Annotated in this window: 19 protein-coding genes; 8 read left to right on the top strand and 11 right to left on the bottom strand. The window is 72.4% G+C overall.

All coding sequences use genetic code 11. The features are described from left to right. The first annotated feature begins 3 nt into the window (after window positions 1-3). Entirely contained in the window at window positions 4-678 is a 675-nt protein-coding gene (locus BMX74_RS31020) for a FadR/GntR family transcriptional regulator (protein WP_055505250.1), read from the top strand. 106 nt (window positions 679-784) lie between these two features. Here BMX74_RS31020 and BMX74_RS31015 read toward each other — a convergent pair whose 3' ends face one another. Then, window positions 785-1,306 (bottom strand): RICIN domain-containing protein, encoded by a 522-nt coding sequence (locus BMX74_RS31015; protein WP_055505251.1) that lies wholly within the window; start codon window positions 1,304-1,306, stop codon window positions 785-787. A 205-nt stretch (window positions 1,307-1,511) separates the two neighbouring features. On the opposite strand from BMX74_RS31015, the gene BMX74_RS31010 reads away from it, so the two are divergent. Beyond that, the gene (locus BMX74_RS31010; protein ID WP_091104157.1) at window positions 1,512-2,459 is read left to right on the top strand and encodes a DNA polymerase ligase N-terminal domain-containing protein; all 948 of its coding nucleotides are present in this window, start codon (window positions 1,512-1,514) and stop codon (window positions 2,457-2,459) included. A 3-nt stretch (window positions 2,460-2,462) separates the two neighbouring features. Here the strand turns inward: BMX74_RS31010 and BMX74_RS31005 are convergent, their stop codons facing one another. Genes BMX74_RS31005 through BMX74_RS30990 form a run of 4 tightly spaced genes read right to left on the bottom strand, consistent with a single transcriptional unit; the run spans window position 2,463 to window position 6,440 of the window. Beyond that, complete coding sequence (locus tag BMX74_RS31005) at window positions 2,463-3,410, bottom strand: aldo/keto reductase (RefSeq protein WP_055505253.1); 948 nt, start codon at window positions 3,408-3,410, stop codon at window positions 2,463-2,465. Next, entirely contained in the window at window positions 3,407-4,162 is a 756-nt protein-coding gene (locus BMX74_RS31000) for an SDR family NAD(P)-dependent oxidoreductase (protein WP_091104155.1), read from the bottom strand. Before BMX74_RS31000 ends, BMX74_RS31005 begins: the two co-directional genes overlap by 4 nt. Further along, window positions 4,159-5,598 (bottom strand): L-fuconate dehydratase, encoded by a 1,440-nt coding sequence (locus tag BMX74_RS30995; protein ID WP_256257362.1) that lies wholly within the window; start codon window positions 5,596-5,598, stop codon window positions 4,159-4,161. The genes BMX74_RS31000 and BMX74_RS30995 overlap by 4 nt, the downstream gene beginning before the upstream one ends. Beyond that, entirely contained in the window at window positions 5,595-6,440 is an 846-nt protein-coding gene (locus tag BMX74_RS30990; RefSeq protein WP_091104153.1) for a fumarylacetoacetate hydrolase family protein, read from the bottom strand. Before BMX74_RS30990 ends, BMX74_RS30995 begins: the two co-directional genes overlap by 4 nt. 278 nt (window positions 6,441-6,718) lie before the next feature. Here BMX74_RS30990 and BMX74_RS30985 point away from each other — a divergent pair, with 278 nt between their 5' ends. Next, window positions 6,719-7,903, top strand: coding sequence for a cytochrome P450 (locus tag BMX74_RS30985; RefSeq protein WP_218154102.1), 1,185 nt, complete (start codon window positions 6,719-6,721; stop codon window positions 7,901-7,903). A gap of 141 nt (window positions 7,904-8,044) precedes the next feature. Then, window positions 8,045-8,440 (top strand): CBS domain-containing protein, encoded by a 396-nt coding sequence (locus tag BMX74_RS30980; protein WP_305728678.1) that lies wholly within the window; start codon window positions 8,045-8,047, stop codon window positions 8,438-8,440. A gap of 92 nt (window positions 8,441-8,532) precedes the next feature. Here BMX74_RS30980 and BMX74_RS30975 read toward each other — a convergent pair whose 3' ends face one another. After that, complete coding sequence (locus BMX74_RS30975; RefSeq protein ID WP_091104150.1) at window positions 8,533-9,108, bottom strand: DoxX family protein; 576 nt, start codon at window positions 9,106-9,108, stop codon at window positions 8,533-8,535. A 201-nt stretch (window positions 9,109-9,309) separates the two neighbouring features. Further along, window positions 9,310-9,666, bottom strand: coding sequence for a VOC family protein (locus BMX74_RS30970; protein ID WP_091104149.1), 357 nt, complete (start codon window positions 9,664-9,666; stop codon window positions 9,310-9,312). A 167-nt stretch (window positions 9,667-9,833) separates the two neighbouring features. Between BMX74_RS30970 and BMX74_RS30965 the strand changes: the two genes are divergently transcribed. Then, the gene (locus BMX74_RS30965) at window positions 9,834-12,773 is read left to right on the top strand and encodes an ATP-binding protein (protein WP_305728677.1); all 2,940 of its coding nucleotides are present in this window, start codon (window positions 9,834-9,836) and stop codon (window positions 12,771-12,773) included. Between the two features lie 358 nt (window positions 12,774-13,131). Here the strand turns inward: BMX74_RS30965 and BMX74_RS30960 are convergent, their stop codons facing one another. Continuing rightward, entirely contained in the window at window positions 13,132-13,833 is a 702-nt protein-coding gene (locus tag BMX74_RS30960; RefSeq protein WP_201784645.1) for a phosphoribosyltransferase, read from the bottom strand. 109 nt (window positions 13,834-13,942) lie between these two features. Continuing rightward, window positions 13,943-14,374: a CBS domain-containing protein gene (locus BMX74_RS30955; protein ID WP_055505261.1), complete on the bottom strand. Its 432-nt coding sequence runs from the start codon at window positions 14,372-14,374 to the stop codon at window positions 13,943-13,945. Window positions 14,375-14,634: 260 nt separating this feature from the next. Between BMX74_RS30955 and BMX74_RS30950 the strand changes: the two genes are divergently transcribed. Both BMX74_RS30950 and BMX74_RS30945 read left to right on the top strand, forming a co-directional pair. Next, entirely contained in the window at window positions 14,635-14,925 is a 291-nt protein-coding gene (locus BMX74_RS30950; protein WP_055505262.1) for a hypothetical protein, read from the top strand. A gap of 81 nt (window positions 14,926-15,006) precedes the next feature. Further along, window positions 15,007-15,381 carry a CBS domain-containing protein gene (locus BMX74_RS30945; RefSeq protein WP_055505263.1) on the top strand — a complete coding sequence of 125 codons (375 nt, stop codon included), beginning with the start codon at window positions 15,007-15,009 and terminating at the stop codon, window positions 15,379-15,381. A 376-nt stretch (window positions 15,382-15,757) separates the two neighbouring features. Here the strand turns inward: BMX74_RS30945 and BMX74_RS30940 are convergent, their stop codons facing one another. Beyond that, window positions 15,758-16,600: a hypothetical protein gene (locus BMX74_RS30940; RefSeq protein WP_143078817.1), complete on the bottom strand. Its 843-nt coding sequence runs from the start codon at window positions 16,598-16,600 to the stop codon at window positions 15,758-15,760. Window positions 16,601-16,893: 293 nt separating this feature from the next. Here BMX74_RS30940 and BMX74_RS30935 point away from each other — a divergent pair, with 293 nt between their 5' ends. After that, window positions 16,894-17,718, top strand: a complete 825-nt coding sequence (locus tag BMX74_RS30935) for an AraC family transcriptional regulator (RefSeq protein ID WP_256257359.1) — start codon at window positions 16,894-16,896, stop codon at window positions 17,716-17,718. 126 nt (window positions 17,719-17,844) lie between these two features. On the opposite strand, the gene BMX74_RS30930 is transcribed toward BMX74_RS30935, so the two are convergent. Then, window positions 17,845-18,873, bottom strand: a complete 1,029-nt coding sequence (locus BMX74_RS30930) for a GDP-mannose 4,6-dehydratase (protein ID WP_055505265.1) — start codon at window positions 18,871-18,873, stop codon at window positions 17,845-17,847. Window positions 18,874-18,943 lie beyond the last annotated feature (70 nt).

Below are 18,943 nucleotides of genomic sequence, written 5' to 3'. Positions count from 1 at the left end.
AGTGTGGCGGTCACCGACGCGGCCATCGACAGGATCAAGCAGATGATCATCTCGGGCGAGCTGGCGCCCGGCGACCGGCTGCCCAAGGAGGCCGACCTGGCCGAGCGGCTCGGCCTGTCGCGCAACTCGCTGCGCGAGGCGGTGCGCGCGCTCGCCCTCGTCAACGTCCTCGACGTGCGGCAGGGCGACGGCACGTACGTGACGAGCCTGGAGCCGCGGCTGCTGCTCGACACGATGTCCTTCGTGCTCGACCTGCACAGGGACGACACCGTGCTGCAGTTCTTCGAGGTACGCCGCATCCTCGAGCCCGCGGCCACCGCCATGGCCACCGAGCTGATGACCGAGGCCGACGTCGAGGAGCTGCGGCTGGTGCTGGAGTCGCTGCCGGCCGAGCCGACGGTCGACGAGCTGGTGACCAACGACCTGCGCTTCCACCAGCGCATCGCGCAGGGGTCGGGCAACAGCGTGCTGTGCTCGTTCATCGAGAGCCTGTCGGGGCCCACCACTCGGGCCCGCGCCTGGCGCGGCCTCACCCAGGAGGACGCCGTCCAGCGGACCCGCGACCAGCACACCGCGATCTACGAGGCCATCGCGGGGCGGCGGCCCGAGGTGGCCCGCGCGTGGGCGACCGCGCACATCGCGGACGTCGAGTCGTGGATCCGCCGCGCCCTCACCTGAGGGCGCACCCGGGTCGGGAACACCGCCGGGCGGCGCCCCCCTTGAAGGCGGGGCGCCGCCCGGGTCGAGCGGCTCGGCCGCTCACGCCGCGATCACGCGACGCCGGTCACAGCTGCTCCAGCGTGAAGCGCTGGTTGGACGACGCCTTGCAGGTGTACTGGATGATCGGCACGAGGTTGGAGCTGTCGCCCCCGCGCACGTCGAGGCACTTGCCGGCGAAGGTGCGGATCTCCACCAGGCCGCCGGGCACCGACACGATCCTGAACCGCTGGTTGGCGTTGCCGGTGCAGGTGTACTGGATGACCGGGGTCTCGTCGGCGGTGCTGCTGCCGCGGACGTCGAGGCACTTGTCGGCGTGCGTGCGGAGCTGCCAGGAGCCGTCGCCGGCGCCCTGGAGCGTGAACCGCTGGTTGCTCGACTCCTTGCAGGTGTACTGGATGACCGCCGCCCCGTTGACGGTGCTCCCCGCCCGGACGTCGAAGCACTTGTCGGCGCGCGTCTGGACGGACACGTCGACGCGCAGCGGGCCGGAGGCCGCCGTGGCGTACACCGCTGGGGCCGCCCCCAGGGCGACGATCGTCAGGGACGCCGCGGCCAGGCCGCGCCGGGCGAGTGCTGAGAAGCGCATTCGGCACCTCTTCTCGTGAGGGTCTGTCAAGGGCTGCTCGGGGTGGCGCCGGTCGAGCATCACGAACAGTAGTGATCCACATACTCTCCGTGATATCGCCTGGTAGGAGAGGTCCGCCTGGGTGTCAAGGACACAGAGACCTTCCCTGGAGGTGACATGCGGGCGGCGACGATCGCCGGAGGCGGCTCGGGGTAGTACCGGCCTCGTGCCCGACAAACTCGCGCGATACCGCAGCAGACGCGACGCCGGCCGGACGCCGGAGCCCGTCCCCGCCGCGCCTCCCGAACCGGGTCACGGCGACGCGTTCGTGATCCAGGAGCACCACGCCCGCTCGCTGCACTGGGACCTGCGGCTGGAGCGCGACGGCGTGCTCGTGTCGTGGGCGGTGCCGAAGGGCCTGCCGGCCGACCCCGGCACGAACCACCTGGCCGTCCACACCGAGGACCACCCCATGGAGTACCTCACCTTCCACGGCGAGATCCCGCGGGGCGAGTACGGCGGCGGCACGATGACGGTCTGGGACACCGGCACGTACGAGACGGAGAAGTGGTCGGACCGCGAGGTGAAGGTGGTGCTGCACGGGCAGCGCGCCAGCGGCCGTTTCGTGCTGTTCCAGACGAGAGGCAGCAACTGGATGATCCACCGGATGGACGCGCCCGTCCGCGACCCGTTCCCCCCGCTCGACCCGATGCTGCCCACCGAGCGCGGGCAGCCGCCCAGGGACGCCGCCGCCTACGCGTTCGAGTTCGCGTGGGGCGGGCGGCGGCTGCTGGTGCCCGTCGAGGGCGGGCGTACCGCGGCCGCGCGGGAGCACCCGTGGCTGCGCCCGCTCGCCGCCTCGCTCGGCAGCCGCTCCGCCGTGCTCGACGGCGAGATCGTCACGCTGGGCGGGGCCGACGTGCTCGTCCTGTACGACCTGCTGTACGACGACGGCCGCTCACTGGTGGCGCTGCCGTACCGGGAGCGCAGGGCCGCGCTGGAGTCGCTCGGCCCGGCGGCGCCGCGCTGGCAGGTGGCGCCGTCCTGGCCGGGCGATCCCGGGCCGGTGCGCCGGGCGGCCCGCGAGCAGGGCCTGCCCGGCGTCGTCGCCAAGCGGCTCGACTCCCCGTACGAGCCGGGCCGCGGCACGTCCTGGCTGTTCATCCCCTCCTGACGCTCAGCCGGGGATCAGGCCCTCGGCGGCGAGGTCCGCCCACAGGCCGCCGGGCACGGGACGCGACCACAGCTCAGCGTTGGCGCGCACCTCCTCGGCCGAGCGGGCGCCGAGCACGGTCGTCGCCACCGCGGGGTGGCGCAGCGGGAACGCCATCGCGGCCTGGGGCAGGGCGACGCCGTGCGCCTCGCAGACGGCGGCGATGCGCCGGGCCCGCTCCAGCAGCGGCCCCGCGGCGGGCTGGTAGTCGAACGTGCCCGAGGGGTCGCGGGTGGCCAGGACGCCGCTGTTGAACACCCCGGCGGCGAGGACCCGCACGCCGCGCTCCGCGCAGGCGTCGAGCAGCGGCAGGCCCGACTGGTCGAGCAGGGTGTAGCGGCCCGCCAGCATCACCACGTCGATGTCGGTCTCGCGGACGAACCGCAGCGGCAGCCGCCACTGGTTCATGCCGACGCCGATCGCCCGCACCACGCCCTGCTCCCGCAGCCGGGCCAGCGCCGGGTACGCCTCGCCGATCGCCTGGTCGGCGTGGTCGTCGGGGTCGTGGATGAGCACGACGTCCACGGCGGGCAGCCCGAGCCGTTCGAGCGAGTCCTCCAGCGACCTGCGCACGCCGTCGGCGGAGAAGTCCCACACCCGCTCGTACGCGGAGGTCACCTCGAAGCCCTCGCCGTCGCGCCGCCCGTCGCCCGCAGGCACCAGGAGACGTCCGACCTTTGTGGACAGGACGTAGCCGGAGCGCCCGGCGAGCGCGGCGCCCAGGCGGCGCTCGGACAGGCCGAGGCCGTAGTGCGGCGCGGTGTCGAACAGCCGCACGCCCGCCTCCCAGGCGGCGTCCACGGCGGCCCTGGCCTCCTCGTCCGGGACGGACTGGAAGAGGTTGCCGATGGGCGCGCCGCCGAAGCCCCTCTCCGGCAGGTCGAGCGCGGCCCGCCCGGACGGCGCCGTCACCGGTCCTGCTTCTTCGGCCGCAGCCGCAGGCCCTGCATGCCGCCGTCCACCGCGAGCGCCGTGCCGGTGGTCGAGCCGGACTCGGGACCGGCGAGGTAGGCGATCGCCGCCGCGACCTCCTCCGCGCTGACCAGGCGGCCCATCGGCTGCCTGGCGTTCAGCGCCCGCCGCTCCGCCTCCGGGTCGTCCGCCGCCTCCAGCAGCCGCGCCACCCACGGCGTGTCGGCGGTGCCCGGGTTGACGCAGTTCACCCGGATGCCCTCGTCGATGTGGTCGGCCGCCATCGCCAGCGTCAGCGACAGCACCGCCCCCTTCGTGGCGCTGTAGAGCGCCCGCTGCGGCAGCCCGGCGGTGGCCGCGATCGAGCAGGTGTTGACGATCGACGCGTGCTCCGACCTGCGCAGGTACGGCAGCGCCGCACGCGCCACCCGCACCATGCCGAGCACGTTCACGTCGAACACCCGGTGCCACTCGCTGTCCGGGTTGTCCTCGACGGTGCCCTGCGCGCCGATGCCCGCGTTGTTCACCAGCACGTCGATGCCGCCGAGGCGCTCCGCCGCCTGCGCGACCGCCGCGCGCACGCTCGCGTCGTCGGTGACGTCCGCCCTGATCCCGGCGAACGGCAGGCTGGGCGGGTTCAGGTCGAGGCAGGCCACCGCCATGCCCCGCTCGGCCAGCAGGGTCGCCGCGGCCAGGCCGATGCCCGAGCCGCCGCCCGTCACGACCGCCTTCAGGCTGGGCTTCACACTCATGCGTCCCTCCACACGGAGCCGCCCGGGTAGGTGTGGGCGGCGATCGACTCGGCGCGCATCCGCGCGCTGAACCCCGGCGCGGCCGGGGCGGCGTACCGGCCGCCGACGATGACGACCGGGTCGGCGAAGTGCTCGTGCAGGTGGTCCACGTACTCGATGACGCGGTTCTCCATCGAGCCGCTGACGGCGACGTAGTCGAACATCGACAGGTGCTGCACCAGCTCGCACAGCCCCACCCCGCCCGCGTGCGGGCACACCGGCACGCCGAACCTGGCCGCGAGCAGCAGGATCGCGATGTTCTCGTTCACCCCGCCGACCCGCGCGCTGTCGAGCTGCAGGTACGAGATCGCCCCGGCCTGCAGGAGCTGCTTGAACACGATGCGGTTCTGGACGTGCTCACCCGTCGCCACCGGGACGGGGCTGATGCCCTTGGCGATGGCGGCGTGGCCCAGCACGTCGTCGGGGCTCGTCGGCTCCTCCACCCAGTGGGGGCCGAACTCGCGCAGCTCGTTCACCCAGGCGATGGCGGAGTCCACGTCCCAGCGCTGGTTGGCGTCGATCGCGATGGGGAAGCCGGGGCCGCAGACCTCGCGGGCCGTGCGGAAACGGCGGATGTCGTCCCGCAGGTCGGCGCCGACCTTCAGCTTGATCTGGCCGAACCCCTGGTCCATGGCCTCGCGGCAGAGCCTGCGCAGCTTCTCGTCGTCGTAGCCGAGCCAGCCGGGTGACGTCGTGTAGGCGGGGTAGCCCTCCGCCACCAGCCGCCGGACGCGCTCCTCCTTGCCCGGCTCGGCCCTGCGCAGGATCTCCAGCGCCTGCTCGCGCGTCAGCGCGTCGCTCAGGTACCGGAAGTCGACCAGATCGACGATCTCCTCGGGCGACATGTCCGACAGCAGGCGCCAGACCGGCTTGCCCGCCCGCTTGGCCTTGAGGTCCCACAGCGCGTTGACCACGGCCGAGACGGCCATGTGCATGACGCCCTTCTCCGGGCCCAGCCAGCGCAGCTGCGAGTCGTTGACCATCTCCTTGTACAGCGCGCCGAGGTCCTCGGCGTCCCGGCCCAGCACGTACGGCTCCAGCGCGGCGATCGCCGCCGTCTGCACGTCGTTGCCGCGCCCGATCGTGAACGCGAACCCGTGGCCCTCGACGCCGTCGTCCGTCCTCAGCACGACGTAGGCCGCCGAGTAGTCGGGGTCGGGGTTCATCGCGTCCGACCCGTCCAGCTCGCGCGAGGTGGGGAAGCGCACGTCGTGCGTCTCCATCGCGACGATCCGGTACGACCCGGGGCCGCCGCCCGCGCCCTGGACGGCCGCCGCACCCGCCTGGGCGGAACCGGCCGGCGTGGTGCCTGCGTGGGCGGAACCGGCCGGCGTGGTGCCTGCGTGGGCGGAACCGGCCGGCGTGGTGCCTGTCTGGGCGGCGCCGGTGGGCGTCATGCCTGTCCCACCGTCTGGCGCTGGCGGCCCAGGCCCTCGATCTCCAGCTCCACCACGTCGCCAGCGCGCAGGTACGGCTGGCCGGGCAGGCCCATCGCCACGCCGGCCGGGGTGCCGGTGTTGATCACGTCGCCGGGTTCGAGCACCATGAACCGGCTCAGGTAGCGCACCACCTCGGCCACGTCGAAGATCATGTCCTTGGTGCGGCCGTCCTGGCGGAGCTCGCCGTTCACCCACAGCCGCAGCGCGAGGTCCTGCGGGTCGCCCACCTCGTCCGCGGTCACCAGCCACGGACCGAACGGGTTGAACGTCTCGCACGACTTGCCCTTGTCCCACTGGCCGCCGCGTTCGAGCTGGAACTCGCGCTCCGACACGTCGTTGGAGATCGCGTACCCGGCGATGACGTCCAGCGCCTCCTCCCGGCTGTCGAGGTAGCGGGCGCGCCTGCCGATGACGACGGCCAGCTCCACCTCCCAGTCGGTCTTCACGCTGTCCCTGGGCACGAGCACCTCGTCGTACGGGCCGATCACGGTGTCGGGGGCCTTCATGAAGACGACCGGCTCGTCGGGGACGGCGAGCCCGGACTCCGCGGCGTGGTCACGGTAGTTGAGCCCGATGCACACGATCTTGCCGGGCCGCGCGGTCGGGGGGCCGACCCGCAGCCCTTCGCCCTCGACGACGGGCAGGTCGCCGCGCTCCAGCGCCGCCCTGACCCGGGCCACTCCCCCGGAGGCGAAGAACGCCCCGTCGATCTCGGGCTCCCCGATGTCACGCAGGGCACCGGAGGCGTCCATGACCACCGGCCGCTCCTGCCCGGCGGGTCCCACTCGCAGCAGCTTCACACCGCGTCCTTCACTCATACATCCGATGTCTCGTGTGCAGATGCTCATGCGAGGGAGGGCGGCCTGTCAAGGGGCCACCCCTTGATCCGTCCGTGGACCGGGGGTAGCGCCTCCGGCACAGAGCTTCTTCCTGGCGTACGGGCGGCGTGAAACATCGGATCGCATCGGATGTTCATCGGGAGAGATCGCGCGGCGCGTCCTTGACGGTCGTACAGTGGCGTAATAGAACACGTTTCAATAAGTGTGAACAAGCGCTTGATCAAGAGGGTGTGAGCCGCGTGCACATCGATCTCGTCGACAGGGACCGCTACGCGACCTCCGGGCCGCCGCACGACCAGTTCGCCTGGCTGCGCGCCCACTCGCCCGTCCACCGACACGACGGCGAACCCGGCTTCTGGGCCGTCACCCGGTACGAGGACGTCGTGCACGTCTCGCGGCACTCCGACCTGTTCTCCTCCTCCCGCAGGCTCGCGCTCTTCGACGAGATGCCGGAGGAGCAGCGCGCGTTCCAGCGCATGATGATGCTCAACCAGGACCCGCCCGAGCACACCAGGCGGCGCTCCCTCGTCAACCGCGGGTTCACGCCGCGCACGATCGGCGCGCTGGAGTCGCACATCCGCGACATCTGCGACGACCTGCTCGACCAGTGCGACGACGAGGTCGACTTCGTCACCCAGGTCGCCGCCCCGCTCCCGCTCTTCGTCATCTGCGAGCTGCTCGGCGCGCCCGTCGAGGACCGCGACAAGCTCTTCACCTGGTCCAACCGCATGATCGGCGCCCAGGACCCCGACTACGCCAGCTCCCCGGAAGAGGGCAGCTCCGCCGCGATGGAGGTCTACGCGTACGCCAACCAGCTCGCGGCGCAGCGCAAGGCCAACCCCAGGAACGACATCGTCACCAAGCTCATCCAGCCCGACGAGCACGGCGAGACGCTCGACGAGAACGAGTTCGACCTGTTCGTGCTCCTCCTCGTCGTCGCGGGCAACGAGACCACCCGCAACGCGGCCTCCGGCGGCATGCTCGCCCTCTTCGAGCATCCCGAGCAGTGGGACCGCCTCGTCGCCGACCCCGGCCTGGCCGCGACGGCGGCCGACGAGATCGTCCGCTGGGTGTCGCCCGTGAACATGTTCCGCCGCACCTCCACCCGCGACCAGGTGCTCGGCGGGCAGCAGATCAAGGAGGACGACAAGGTCGTCGTCTTCTACTCCTCCGCCAACCGCGACACCTCCGTCTTCCCCGACGGCGGCGTCTTCGACATCGGCCGCAACCCCAACCCGCACATCGGCTTCGGGGGCGGCGGCGCGCACTTCTGCCTCGGCAACCACCTCGCCAAGCTGGAGCTGCGCGTCCTGTTCGAACAGCTCGCCCGCCGCTACCCGCGCATCCGCCGGACCGGCCCCGCGCGGCGGCTGCGCTCGAACTTCATCAACGGCATCAAGGAGCTGCCCGTCACGCTCGGCTGAGCTGGTTTGCACTGTTTGCGCAGTTTGGGTGGCTCCTTGGCCCGGCACGGGGTACGAGGACGGGTGCGACTGTCCGGGAGTTCCGCGTCCGGGAGGCGACTCATGGCTGCAGGACGGACCGAGAAGAGAGCCCGAGACGTGATGCACGAAGGCGTGCAGTGCGTCGGCGAGCACGAGACCCTGCGCACCGCGTCACAGATGATGTCCGACCTCGGCGTCGGCGCCCTGCCCATCTGCGGCGAGGACGACCAGCTCAAAGGCATCATCACCGACCGCGACATCGTCGTGCGCTGCTGCGCCGCGGGCAAGGACATCGACAGGACCACGGCCGGGGAACTCGCCCGCGGGCTGGTGTGGGTGGACGCGGACGCGGACCTCGACGAGGCGCTGTTCCGGATGGAGAAGCACCACGTCAAACGGCTGCCCGTCATCGAGGAGCACCGCCTCGTCGGCATCATCAGCGAGTCGGACCTCGCCAAGGAACTCCCGGACACGAAACTCGCCGAATTCGTCCACCGGGTCTACGCCCTCGACTGACACGCCCTGGCGCACACTCGGCGACCGGCTACTCGGGGCGAGCCCGCCGGAGAGGGCCCTGGCGCTTCCTCCGTCATCTCTTCGACGAGTGATCAGAATTGGACGTTGGTCATCGTGTACCACGTCGGGACGAAGGCCAGCAGGGCCAGTGCGACGAGGACCGCGACCGACGTGAGTACGCGTGAGGTGGTGATGGGCGCGGGTGCGACGGGCCGTAGCTTCCATCGTCCGACCGCGATGAACGCCGCGACGCCTCCCAGCAGGAGATTCGCGGGCACCAATGCGTACTCGTTGCGCGTGATGTGGAAACCGGCGGCGAGGATCATCGTCAGCGTCAGGCCGACGGCGGCGAGCGGCGTCAGCATCGGTCTGACTTTCGCCATCGCCGGCAGGATCAGGCCGACGCCGCCGAGTACCTCACAGACCCCGATGAAGACGATCAGAGGCTGCGGCACCGCGGCGTACCAAGCCACCGCCCGGGGCGCTGCCGCGTACAGAGCTCCGTCGTACAACAGCACTTTGCCGAAACCGCTGCCGGCGAAGAAGTAGCCGAACAACGCTTGTAGTGACCAAAGTGCGCCGTTGAGCGTGAGCCTCATCCCACGCCTCTCAGGCTGCCGCTCGACGTTCTCGACGCCGAGCAGGCCGGCGCTGACATGCCCGTTCATGCTCTATCACTGCCTTTCTCGTCGGGTCGGCCGGGGAAGGAGCTTCGTGGGCGGGCCGGTGCGAGGCGGCCCGTCGTCTCGATGCTGCTCATGGCAGGTTCCCCTCCGAAAACCTTGAAGTACTTGATCTTGAGAAGGGCGCTGGAGGCCCTGAGGTCGTCGGGGGTGAGCCGGTGCTCGGTGTCGCGGCGGCGTCGGCGTTCATCGGTCCTGAAGCAGTCCGAGGACGTTGCCGTCGGGGTCGGTGACGGTGGCCACGAGGCGGCCACCGCCGACGTCGTGCGCGGCCTCCTTCACGGTGGCCCCCGCGGCGATCAGCTCGGCCAGCTTCGCCTCGACGTCCGGTACGTGCCAGTAGGCCACCGGCGAGGTCATGCCCTGCGGCCCACCGCCCGGCACCAGCCCGATGTGCTGCCCCCCGGCCTCGAAGCCGACGTAGTAGGACGAGTCGCTCTGTGGCGCGACACCGAGGAGGGCCGCGTACACCGCCTTGGCCTTGGCCAGATCGGACACGGGATGGAGCACGGTCTTGATCCCCGGGGAGGAAGAGCCGGTCATGGTCACTCCTGTCGTCGTGGGTCACATCGACCCGCTGTTTGCGTGTCCTCAGCTTTTCGCCCGGCTCGGCCGCCGCGCATCCGTGGTGACCACGGATCGTCAGCACGGATCGTCGGCACGGATCGTCGGCACGGATGGGTTGCGGAGGAATGCGGCAAACTGGGGCGGTGGTGACCGGAGTGGAGGCTTCGCCGCGGGAAGCCGAGGTGCTGGAACTGGTCGGGGCCCATCTCAGCAATGCCGAGATCGCGGCACGGCTGTGCATCTCGGTGCGTACCGTGGAGAGCCATGTCTCCTCGCTGCTGCGCAAGCTGGAGGTGCCGGATCGGCGGGCGCTCGCCCAGCGTGCGCCCACGCCGGCCAGTGCCGGCCAGGCACCGGTTCTGCCGACCCCGCTGACCTCGTTCATCGGCCGGGTGAGCGAGCGGGCCGAGCTGACCGAGATGACCAAGGCGCACCGGCAGGTGACCGCGGTCGGTCCCGGCGGAGTGGGCAAGACCCGGTTGGCGTTGGCGGTGGCCGCGGAGGTGAGCGGCGAGTACGCCGACGGAGTGTGGTTCGCCGACCTGGTCCCGGTCACCGATCCGGGCCTGATCGCGACCGCGGTCGCGGGAGCGCTCGGCCTCGGTGAGCAGCCCGGCCGCGACATGACCGAGTCCGTGCTCGCCGCGTTGGCCGACCGTCATGCGCTGCTGGTGCTGGACAACTGCGAGCACGTGGCGGACGGGGTGACGCTGTTTCTCGAGCGGCTGTTGGCGACGTGCCCGCGGGTGACGGTGCTGGCGACCAGCCGGGCCCGGCTGATGGTGCCGTACGAACGGGTGTATCCGGTCCCGCCGCTGTCGCTGGCCGCCGACGGTGAGCCGGACGCGGTCGCGTTGTTCATGGAACGGGCGGCGGCGGTCGGCCGGCCGCTGGATCCGCCGTCGCGCGACCAGGTGGCCGCGATCTGTGAGCGGCTGGACGGGATGGCGCTGGCGATCGAGCTGGCCGCCGCCCGCTATCCCATGCTCGGGTTCGACGGCATCAGCGCCGCCTTGTCCCACCCTCTGCGGATGCTCACCGGCGGCTCCCGTGCCGATGACCGGCACCGCTCGGTGCGGGCGGCGCTGGACTGGAGCCACGCCCTGCTGGAGCCGGCCGACCGGGCGCTGCTGCGCCGGGTGTCGGTGTTCGTGGCGCCGTTCACCGCCACGGCGGCGGCGCAGGTGACCGGGAACGAGGACCAGGCCGAGGCCGGGGCCGGGGCCGGGGCCGGGGACGGGGCCGGGGCCGGGGACGGGGCCGGGGCCGGGGACGGGGCCGGGGACGGGGCCGGGGGCGGGGCCGGGGCCGGGGCCGGGGCCGGGGCCGGGGCCGGGGCCGGGGACGAGGAAGGCCTGGTCGCCGACGGCCTGGCCCGGCTCGCCGAACAGAGTCTGCTGACGGTGACGACATCCCTGGGCAGGACCGCGTACCGGGCGCTGGAGACCATCCGCCAGTACGGAACGGAGCGGCTGTCCGAGGCCGGTGAGCTGACCGACGCTCGATCCCGGCACCTCCGCTGGTGCCTGGCGCAGGCGGCCGGCTTGGCAGTGGCACGCCAGGATTGGCGGGCCCGGTTCGACCTGGTGGCCGACGACCTCCGCGCCGCCCTGGCGTGGGCGGCCAGCCGTCCGGAGCGGCGCGCCGACGCGTTCGAGCTCGCCCGGTGCCTGGCGGAGCTGACCTTCACTCGTCACCTGACCGGCGAGTCCCAGCGGCGCTATGAGCAGGCCGCCGCACTCGCGACCGACCCGGCCGCCTCCGCCTCGATGCTCCGGCAGGCCGCGGCCGTGGCCGGGTGCCGGACAGCCGGCGATGACATGTACCGCCTGCGCCGCGCGGCCGCGGACGCCGCCCGCACGTCCGGCGCCTCTTCCGCCGCCGCCGCCGACCTGGCGACCGCCGCCACCATCGCGTTCCGGTTCTCGACCACATTCGTGCGGCGCCCGTCTCAGGAGGAGGCGGTCCAGCTGATCATCGAGGCGCGGGAGCAGGCCGGCGACGATCCGGCCGCGCGGGCGGCGGTCGCACTGGCCGAGGCCGCGGTGCTCACCGACGCGTTCGGCGCCGTCCAGGGCCCGCCCGGCAACGCCGTACCGGAGACGCGTGAGCGCGCCGAGCACGCGGTCGAACTCGCCCGCCGGACCGGCGACCCGCTCGCCGAGTCGGCCGCGCTCGACGCGCTCACCGGCGCTCAGAGCTGGGCCGGCGACACGTTCGCCGCCGCGGCCACGGCCCGGCGCCGGATCATGCTCCTGTCGTCCCTGCCGATCTCGCCGGCCGGCACCCACGAGCTGATCGACGCGCTCGGAATCGTCGCCGAGGCCGGCCTCGGGGCGGGAGACGTGCGGGGCGCCCGCCGATGGGCACGGCAACTGGCCGACCACCCATCGCTGGCGGAGGTAGGTCATCGCGCCACGTGTCGGCTGCTCATGGTTGCCGCGCTGGCGGGCGACGTCGACGAGGTGCTCACCGGCAGCGTCCGGTTCCTCGACGCGTGGCAGCGGGCAGGCAGCCCCGCCCGGTCCATCCTCGCCCCGGCGGTGGCCGGTGTGGCGATGATCCACGGCCTGCGCGACGACCATGACGCCAGGCGCGCATGGCAGGAGATCCTGGGCCGGGTCGGCACCTCGCCGGAGCATGCCTACGGCTACGGGGCGGTCTTCGACGCGATGCTCCTGCTGCACCGCGGGCAGGCACCGGAGGCGCTGGAGCGGATGGCCCCCGAGCCCCGGCAGATGTGGAAGTGGATCACCTGGATCTGGCACCACTGGTATGTCGCGCTGCGCAGCGAGACCGCCGTGCTCGCCGAAAGCCCCGACGCCCGCGACATCGTGGCCGAGGCCCGCACCGTCGTGGCCGGCAACCCGGTCGCCGCTGCCATCGTGGAACGGGCTGCAGCCCTGCTCGACGGCGACCAGGAGGCGCTGCTCGCCACGGCGGACGCGTTCGACACCGCCGGCTGCCGCTACCAGTTCGCGCGGACCCTCGTGCTCGCCGGCGGCCACCACGCCGAACGCGGCGCGGCCGCCCTCGCCGACCTCGGTTTCGCCCCGATGACACCAACCAGCCGAAGATGGTGACCTCGTTACGCACCGGGAGATTCGTTGTGCCCGCACGGCGAGCCAGAGCCCAAGGACGCAGCAGCCCCGAGCAGTGGCCAAGGCCATGGCCCAGAGGATCTCACCCCGGGGAGGCGGCAGGCGCACGGCCAGGCGAATCTCACACCCGGGAAAGCGGCAGGGCGTCGGGGAAGTCCCCTGCCGGTGTCAGCCACCGCCCTGCCCAAGCCGGGCACCCCTGGAAAGTGACAGGGGCATGGCAAAGCAGAGCTCACCACCAGGAAAGTGGCAGGGGGCATGGCCAGGCGGAGCTCACCCCCGGGAAAGTGGCAGGACCCCGGGAAGTCCCCTGCCGGTGTCAGCCACCGCCCTGCCTGCGTCAGCCGCCGCCCTGACCGGTGCCCCCGCTGCCTGTGCCGCCTGGGTGGCCCAGGGTGCTCGCTCTGGCTTCGGCGGCTCGCTGCAGCAGCGTCACCACCTGCTCGTCGCTCGTCTGCGCGAAGTCCTCGTACCAGAAGCCGATCGCGAGCATGTCGGCGGGCGTCTGCAGGCAGACCACCTCGTCGGCGTCCGCGCGCATCCGCTCCACCGTGTCCTGCGCGCCGACCGGGACCGCGAGGATCACCCGCCCGGCGCCCCGCGCCCGCGCCACCTGGCACGCCGCCTGAGCCGTGCCTCCGGTGGCGATGCCGTCGTCCACCAGGATCACCGTACGGCCCACCAGGTCGATCGGACGGTGGTCGTCGCGGAAGCGGCGCGCCCGGCGCTCCACCTCGACCCGCTCGCGCTCCTCCACGACGTCCATCTCGGCGTGCGTCAGGTGCGCCATGCGGACGACGTCCGAGTTGATCACCCGTACGCCGCCCTCCCCGACGGCGCCGAACCCCAGCTCGGGCTGGAACGGCACGCCGAGCTTGCGGACCACGATCACGTCCAGCGGCGCGCCCAGGGTCCGCGCCACCTCGAACGCCACCGGCACGCCGCCCCTGGGCAGCCCCAGGACGACCACGTTCTCATCGGTGATGAGTCCGGCCAGCCGCTCGGCCAGACGCACCCCCGCGTCATGGCGATCAGCGAACACTCGGCTCACCTCCCTCTCGCTTGCTACGCCCGCCGCCCCGGCGGCCCGCACCGACACGCGGCGGGACACCCTGATCCGTCCCGTCCCCCAACGAGCCCGGACGAGCGGGTCACATCGACGACTGTGGCTCGTTGATCTCGCTGGCCAAGGGCCTGAGCAGGTCGGCGGTGACCTGGTGGACCTGCAGCAGCAGGTCGTCCACGCTCACCATGCCGACCACCACCCCCTCCTCCAGCACGGGCAGCCGGCGGAACGCGTGCCGGCGGAAGGTCTGGAACGCCACATCGAGATCGTCGCCTGGCCGCACGGTCACCACCGGCTCGGGCGTCATCACCTCCCTGACCGGCAGGTCGGCGTCGACGCCGTGGGCCAGCGCGCGAAGAGCGAGATCGCGGTCGGTCACGATGCCCACGACGCGCTGCCCGTCCAGCAGGACGACGCAGCCGACGCCGTTGTAGTCCATGTGCCGTGCGACGTCGCGGATGCTCGCGTACGACACCAGAACCACCGCCGGCGCCGACATCACATCTCTGACCTTCATGTTCGCACCCCCTCAGGCTGGGGCAGACGCTCAGAAGGTCTCCCTACCCACCCCTGCGCCCGCACCGCCCCCGTCACCGACATCCGTCCCAAATCCCGGCAATACCGGGCCTCTCGAACGCCGCACGCCGGAGGTCACGGGCTCCCGCGTACCCCCAGGCAGCAGGGGTGCCACCGAAACGGCGAGGATGGGACGGAACGGACCCCGCCGGCGCCGTCCGGCAAGGTCACCATCCGTCAGCTCGGAAGGCAGGCTCCGCCATGGCAGACGACGACGGGATCCGGCGGATCACCATCCGGTACGTTCACGACGACGCGGGCCTGCGGCAGGAGTTCGACCAGCGGCTCGCCCTGTTCCTGCGCGCGCACCCGCCGCACTGCCGGTGGGACATCACGCCGCTCGTCGACGCCCTCGACCAGCTCGGACGGGCGATCCCCAGCATGGACGTCACGCTGCGCAGCGACGCCGCGCGTGCCGAACTCCGGGTGTCGCTCGACTTCGGCCTGCTCCGCATCCCCGCCGAGACCGCCACGCTTCCGCCCGCCCCCTGACCAGCCCCTGACCGGCCCCTGACCGGCCTCGCCGCGGGACGGTGTGCTTGGCTGAACATGCAGGGAGGAACGGGGGAAGCCATGCAGATCGCGAACGTTTACCGCCCGATGGTGTTCGGCTGCCAGGCGGGCGACGCGCTGCCCGAGGTGGCACGGCGGATGACGGAGAAGAACGTCGGCGCGCTCGCCGTGCTCGAAGGCGACCGCGTCGCCGGGGTGATCACCGAACGTGACGTCGTGACGGCCCTGGCCACGTCCGAGGACCCCCTCTCGCTGACGGCCGGGACCTGCGCCTCCACCGACATGAAGGTCGCCGGACTGGACGAGGACACCCGCGAGGTGGCCCGCCGCATGCTCGACCACGGCATCCGGCACATGCCCGTGGACGAGGCCGGCCGCCTGGTCGGCATGGTCTCCATGCGCGACCTCCTCGCCGTGGAGACCTGGACGGAGTGACCCGGCTACCGGCGTCGGAGCCGGCGTCGGAGGCGGCATCGGAGCCCGCGTCAGAGCCGGCGTCGGAGGCGACGTCGGAGGCGAGGGCCGGGGAAGCGGCCGCCCGTCGCGCCGAGCGTGTGGCCGGTGACCCGGCGCCCGTCGCCGGGCTCCACCGGCCATCCCGCACCCTCCCGACGACGGCTCCCCCTCCCAGCCTGCGCCTTCAGCAACGGACGGCCACCGCGTGCCTTCCGGAGGACGGCTCCCCCTCCCAGTCAGGTCTTCAGCAACGGACGACCACCCCGCGCCCTCCCGACGACCCTCCCCCTCCCAGCCAGCGCCTTCAGCAACGGACGGTCACCCGTGCCCTCCCGACCGTGGCTCCGTCTTTCGGTCAGTGTCTTCGGCGGCGGAGTGGTGGCGCGTCGGGGCGGCGGCGGGCGGCGCGGATGCGGCGGAGGACGCGGGTCATGCCGTCGGGCCCCGGTCGCCAGCCGCATTCGATCAGGGCGTTGGCCACGACCTGGAGGAGGTCGCCGGCTCGTACGGGCACGACGTCTCCCCGCACGGGGATCACCCTCCAGCCGAGCGCCCGCAGTTCCTCGCGGCGGTCGGCGTCGCGGCGCACGTCGCCAGGCGCGGTGTGGTGTTCGCGGCCGTCGTACTCGACGCCCAGCCGGTAGTCTTCCCACCCCAGGTCGAGGTAGACGCAGCGGTGGCCGAGGGGCACGGGGACCTGGGTGGCGGGCCGGGGCAGGCCGCCGTCCACGAGGATGACGCGCAGCCAGCTCTCGCGGGGCGAGGCGGCGCCCGGGTCGGCCATGCTGATGGTGTCGCGGACGTGCCAGGAGTTGAGGGGATGGCGCCACAGCGCCTCCAGGTCGACGCCCCGGCGGGCGAACTGGTCGAGCGCCGCCACGGCGTCGAGGCGCGGGAGGGTGCGGGCGCAGTCGAGGGCGGTGCGTTCCCTGGTGGTGAGGCGGACGCCCGCGTGCTGGGTGACGTCGGCCGCGGGGAGGGCGGTGACGTACGTGATCGTGTCGGGGACGGGGAGGTGGACGGGGGCGGCGATCTCGACGGGCCATTCAGACTCGGGACATGGGAGGACGCTGAGGCCCCAGAGGTGCGCGGCGGCCTGGCGGCAGACCACGGCCTGGGGGACGGCGTCGGTGATGAGCCGGGCTCGCGCGGCCAGCGAGGGGACGGGGGTGCGGGGCGGTGGGGTCACGGCGGTCACGGCGTAAGGGTGCCGGTGGGAGGTGGGGGACGGCGGGGCCGAATCGCATTCTGTGGACAGAGCCTCTCCGTCGCAGCCGACAGGCCGGCGCCGGCTTCACCGTCATGGCGGCTCTCGTTGACAAGATCGGGCATCGGCTTCACCGTCATGGCGGCTCTCGGTGACACGGCCGAACATGGGCGCTCTACGAGCTGAACATGACCTGCTCCGCCGACATCCCGGGGGCGGGGGCCGTTCCACACGTTCGACGAGTACCTCGATCAGCGCATCGACGGTCCGGAGAGAATGGGAGGGTGGTGGAACCTGATTGGTCCAGGTACTGGCGGGCGCGAGACCGGCCGCTGGAGGCCATGCACGCCCATTTCGAACGGCACGTCTACCACCGGCACAGCCACGACACCTACTCCTTCGGCGTGACGGAGGCGGGCGCGCAGTCGTTCACCTGCCGGGGATCGGCCCACACGAGCGCCGCCGGCATGGTCATGGCCTTCAACCCCGACGACCCGCACGACGGCCACGCCGCGAACCCGCTGGGCTTCACGTACCGGATCGTCCACATCGGTCCTGAACTGCTGGCGGACGTCCTGTCGGATGTCGCGGGCCACCGCGCGGGCCTGCCGCTGTTCCCCGAGCCCGTGGTCGCCGACGCGCGGCTGGCGTCGGCGCTGCGCGCGCTGCACGCCTCGCTCCTCGGCGGCGGGGCGACGACCTTGCGCCGCGACGAGTTGCTCACCTCGGCGATCGCGGCGACGGTGCGCAGGGCGGCGACGGCTCCCCCTCGCGCGGCGGAGCCGTCGGGGTCGGCGCCGGTCGCCAGGCGGGCCAGGCTGCTGCTGCAGGACCGCCTGCTGGACGACCTCTCGATCGACGACCTCGCGGTGGCGACGGGCGCCAGCAGGTACGCCGTCTACCGGGCCTTCCGCGCCCAGTACGGGCTCTCTCCGAGCGACTTCCAGCGCCAGCTCCGCCTGCGCGCGGCCAGGGAGCTCATCGCGCGCGGCGAGCCGATCGGCGAGGTGGCGGCGCGCACAGGGTTCGCGGACCAGAGCCATCTGACCCGCTGGTTCACGCGGTGCTTCGGCCTCACGCCCGGCGCCTACCGCCGGGCGGCCGGCTGACGAGCGCGACGCTTCGGCCTCACGCCCGGTGCCTACCGCCAGGCGGCCGGCTGACGAGCGCGACGCTTCCGCCTCACGCCCGGCGTCTACCGCCACGCGGCCGGCTGACGGGGCGCGCCGGGGCGATCAGGGCCAGGAGCTGTCGTGGTCGGGGTGGTCGCCGTCGGAGAGCAGGCGCAGGTCCGACTCGACCATCATGGCCACGAGTTCGTCGAACGACACCTTCGGCTCCCAGCCGAGCTGCGCCCTGGCCTTCTTGGGGTCGGCGCAGAGCAGGTCCACCTCGGCGGGCCTGTGCAGGGTCTGGTCGGTGACGACGTACTGCTCCCAGTCGAGCCCGGCGGCGGCGAAGGCTGCCTCGACGAGCTCCCTGACGGACTTCATCCGGCCGGTGCCGATCACGTAGTCCTCGGGCGTGCCGGCCTGGAGCATGAGGTGCATGGCCTCGACGTAGTCGCCGGCGAACCCCCAGTCGCGGCGGGCCTCCAGGTTGCCGAGCCGCAGCTCGCCGGCGAGGCCGAGCTTGATGCGGGCGACGCCGAGCGTGACCTTGCGGGTGACGAACTCGGGCCCGCGCCGCGGCGACTCGTGGTTGAACAGGATGCCGGAGACGGCGAACATGCCGTACGACTCGCGGTAGTTCTGGGTGAGGAAGTGCCCGTACGCCTTGGCGACGCCGTACGGGGAGCGCGGGTGGAAGGCGGTGCGCTCGTTCTGCGGCGTCTCGCTGACCTGCCCGAACATCTCGGAGGACGACGCCTGGTAGAAGCGGATCTGGCCGGGCGAGCCGGAGGCGCCTCCGCGTGAGACGCCGGAGCAGACGCGGATCGCCTCCAGCATGCGCAGCACGCCCATCCCGGTGACCTCGGCGGTCAGTTCGGCCTGCTCCCATGACATGGGGACGAACGAGATGGCGCCCAGGTTGTAGACCTCGTCGGGCTGGACGCGTTCCACGGCGGAGATCAGGGAGCCCTGGTCGAGCAGGTCGCCGCGGACGATCCGGACGTCCGACAGCAGTTTGCGCGTGCGGGAGACGCGCGGGTTGGCCTGTCCCCTGGCGAGCCCCCAGACCTCGTACCCCTGGCCGAGCAGGTGCTCGGCGAGGTAGGAGCCGTCCTGGCCGGTGATCCCGGTGATCAGCGCGCGCCTGGCCAAGGGTCCTCCAACTATCGCAAACCGCGTCCGTTGTGACGGAATGTACAACTATCCACCCAGGGGGGCAGCA

It is taken from the genome of Nonomuraea pusilla (genome assembly GCF_900109355.1).
In the GTDB taxonomy this organism is placed as follows: Bacteria; Actinomycetota; Actinomycetes; order Streptosporangiales; family Streptosporangiaceae; genus Nonomuraea; species Nonomuraea pusilla.
This window is presented reverse-complemented; position numbering and strand designations above follow the sequence as displayed.

Coding starts and splice junctions, on each gene's coding strand:
- BMX74_RS30975 (WP_091104150.1), bottom strand. CDS start 9,108: ATGAACGGGCATGTCAGCGCCGGCCTGCTCGGCGTCGAGAACGTCGAG.
- BMX74_RS30980 (WP_305728678.1), top strand. CDS start 8,045: ATGCACGAAGGCGTGCAGTGCGTCGGCGAGCACGAGACCCTGCGCACC.
- BMX74_RS30945 (WP_055505263.1), top strand. CDS start 15,007: ATGCAGATCGCGAACGTTTACCGCCCGATGGTGTTCGGCTGCCAGGCG.
- BMX74_RS30950 (WP_055505262.1), top strand. CDS start 14,635: ATGGCAGACGACGACGGGATCCGGCGGATCACCATCCGGTACGTTCAC.
- BMX74_RS31015 (WP_055505251.1), bottom strand. CDS start 1,306: ATGCGCTTCTCAGCACTCGCCCGGCGCGGCCTGGCCGCGGCGTCCCTG.
- BMX74_RS30995 (WP_256257362.1), bottom strand. CDS start 5,598: ATGACGCCCACCGGCGCCGCCCAGACAGGCACCACGCCGGCCGGTTCC.
- BMX74_RS30955 (WP_055505261.1), bottom strand. CDS start 14,374: ATGAAGGTCAGAGATGTGATGTCGGCGCCGGCGGTGGTTCTGGTGTCG.
- BMX74_RS31000 (WP_091104155.1), bottom strand. CDS start 4,162: ATGAGTGTGAAGCCCAGCCTGAAGGCGGTCGTGACGGGCGGCGGCTCG.
- BMX74_RS30970 (WP_091104149.1), bottom strand. CDS start 9,666: ATGACCGGCTCTTCCTCCCCGGGGATCAAGACCGTGCTCCATCCCGTG.